The 2,840-nt window shown below is 53.6% G+C and carries 3 protein-coding genes; all 3 read left to right on the forward strand.

The features are described 5' to 3' along the window. On the forward strand, positions 1-799 hold a 799-nt coding region (locus VN105_RS27075; RefSeq protein WP_325646147.1), incomplete at its 5' end, for a hypothetical protein. Between the two features lie 13 nt (positions 800-812). After that, positions 813-2,186: a vanadium-dependent haloperoxidase gene (locus tag VN105_RS27080; RefSeq protein ID WP_325646149.1), complete on the forward strand. Its 1,374-nt coding sequence runs from the start codon at positions 813-815 to the stop codon at positions 2,184-2,186. A gap of 4 nt (positions 2,187-2,190) precedes the next feature. Beyond that, the coding region (locus VN105_RS27085) for a ParA family protein (RefSeq protein ID WP_325646151.1) at positions 2,191-2,840 on the forward strand (650 nt) is incomplete at its 3' end.

A 2,840-nucleotide genomic window follows, 5' to 3' on the forward strand; every position in this document is an offset into this window, starting at 1 on the left:
GTTATACCAGGTAACCGTTTGGAAACACGAACAACTGCTCCTGCAGCATCATACTGATACGCCGCAGCCGGGATTTCCCATGCTCACCGGCGATCAGCTGTACCAGGGCACCGGTATCCTGGACCTGGCCGCCAATGTGCGACACGAAATACCAGGTATGCAGGAAGCCATCAGAACAGCCGGCGGGAAATATACCGTGTCTCACGGTAATGAATACACGCCTTCTGTTTTTGCATGGGCGCCCGATGGCAGCGCCGTAGCGGTGTCGGTAAAATGGATAGGTCATCCGGGTCCGCCGCCGGCAAAAGTGCTGCTGCTCAATAAAGAAGGCCACCTGCTGCAAACATTGTGGGAAGACCAGAACCTGCCGGTGGCAGCCCTTCACATCAGCAATAAATGGATCCTGGCCGGCACACCGCAATTCCGCGTGTTCGATAAAGGAACCCTTAAAACCACCATAATTGCAGAACAATTACCTGCCGTGAGAATTGAAATGACAGCAGATGAAACGCAGCTGCTATTGTTACAACACGATCACATCAGCCTGCGGAACACCGCAACAGGAAAGGAAATAAACCACTGGAAAGGAAATTGGAATGACGCCACCATTACACCGGACGGGAAATATATAGTAGCCGTTGATGCGGAAGGGAAAGCCTTCCTCATTAACACGGATGCTCCAGTGGAACAACAGCCGATAGACGCGCCGGGCGCTATCTTCTCCGTGGCGGCAGATAACAACCGGCTACTGGCCTTCTTTACACATGGGGCTATTGTTAGGACTACTACTTTATTATAAATGAAAAGATGATATGTCGACCCCCGCAACACTCGTAGTACAATGGAACCAGCTGGCAGTGGAAGCCATCCGCTGTTCGGCAGTTCCGCCGCCACTGGCCGCACGCGCGCTGGCTATGGTGCACACGGCCATGTACGATGCGTGGACCGCCTATAACCCTTGTGCCATCAGTACCATTACCGGCGCCTATATTAAACGCCCCAAAGAAGAACATAAAGCGGCCTGGAAACGCAAAGCATACAGCTATGCGGCTTTCCGCGTGCTCACAGAACTGTTCCGGCTAATACTGCCGGCGGAAAATAAAAATATGTTCCATGATATGATGCTGCACCTGGACTATGATCCTGCCATCACCACACTGGATATTTCCAAAGCCGCAGGCATCGGTAACCTGGCCGCCCGCTGCATATTGGAAGCCTTTGCCGGCGACGGCGCCAACGCATATGGCACGCTGCAAATGCCCGCCTGGGCAGACTATACAGGATATAAACCAGTGAATACACCGGAGCAACTGAAAGATCCTGCACGCTGGCAACCCCTGCTGATCCCTGATGGTAACGGCAATTCCAACCCACAGCAATTCCTCACACCGCATTGGTCGCTGGTACGTCCCTTTGCATTGCAACGCCCCGGGCAATTCCGCCCGCCCGCGCCTTTCCCGCCGGGCAGCACGGAGTTTCAGCAACAGGCCGATCAACTCATCGCCATCAGCGCCGGGCTTACCGATTTGCAGAAAGTGATCGCGGAATATTGGTGGGACGGCCCCGGAACAGTAACGCTTCCCGGCCACTGGTGCCAGGTAGCGCAATATATTTCCGGTCGTGATGAACATTGCAATCACCAGGACCTGAAAATGTTTTTTGCGCTCAGCAATGCCATGCTCGATGCCAGCATCGCCTGCTGGGAAAGCAAACGGCACTACGATGCGGTACGCCCCGTTTCCGCCCTGCGCTACTTATACAAAGGACGTACAATTAAGTCCTGGGGCGGCCCCGGCCAGGGCGCTAAGGAAATAAAAGGAGAGGAGTGGCTGCCTTACCAGCCGGCAAATGGGATCACGCCGCCCTTTGCAGAACATGTGTCGGCCCACAGCACCTTTAGCAGCGCCGCCGCTTACATACTCGCGCAATTCACCGGCAGCGATAAAATGGGCGCCACGGTGTTGTGCAGTAAAGGAAGTTCGCTCATAGAGCCCGGGCTTACACCTGCAAGAGATATCTCACTCAGCTGGCGCACTTTTTCAGAGGCGGCCGCACAGGCGGGAATGTCGCGGTTATACGGCGGCATCCATTTCGCACGCGGCAACCAGGAAGGGCAGTACCTGGGGCAGAAAGTAGCAAAGATCGTATGGGAAAAAGCCACTTATTTTTTCAACGGAACATTATGATTTTATGACAGTAATATCATTGGCTATTCAGAAAGGAGGTTCCGGCAAAACCACCACCGCTATTAATCTCGCTGCCGCTTTACAACTGGCAGGAAAGAAAGTGCTGCTCGTGGATGCCGATCCCCAGGCCAACCTCACGCAGGCGCTGGGATATGCGGACGATCCGCCGCAGCACCTGTACACCGCCCTGAAAAAGGAGATTGCGGGAGAAGAAGCGTTATTGTCGCAGGTGATCCTTACGGCGCCCTGCGGACTGATGCTCATCCCTTCATCGCTGGAACTGGCTGCAGCGGAACTGGAACTGGTAGGCATGTACGGGCGGGAACAGGTATTCAGCTGGATGCTCAGGCCCTTGCTGCCGCAGTTTGATTTCATATTAATTGACTGCCCGCCGGCTATCGGTATGCTTACCGTAAATGCACTGGTGGCCAGCGATTATGTGCTGATGCCCCTGCAGGCGGAGTTCCTGCCGCTGAAAGGCGTTCGCAGTTTTATGTATCATTTTGAAAACATAAAAAAGAAGCTGAACGCCAACCTGGAAGTACTTGGATTTGTTTTAACAAAATACGACGACCGTAAATCAATGAACCGGCAGGTGATGAAACAACTGGAAACGGACTACAACGGTAAAGTGATGGATACTTATATCCGCTC

Origin of the sequence: Chitinophaga sp. (assembly GCF_035564935.1) — a bacterium.
In the GTDB taxonomy this organism is placed as follows: domain Bacteria; phylum Bacteroidota; class Bacteroidia; order Chitinophagales; family Chitinophagaceae; genus Chitinophaga.

Coding starts and splice junctions, on each gene's coding strand:
- VN105_RS27080 (WP_325646149.1), top strand. CDS start 813: ATGTCGACCCCCGCAACACTCGTAGTACAATGGAACCAGCTGGCAGTG.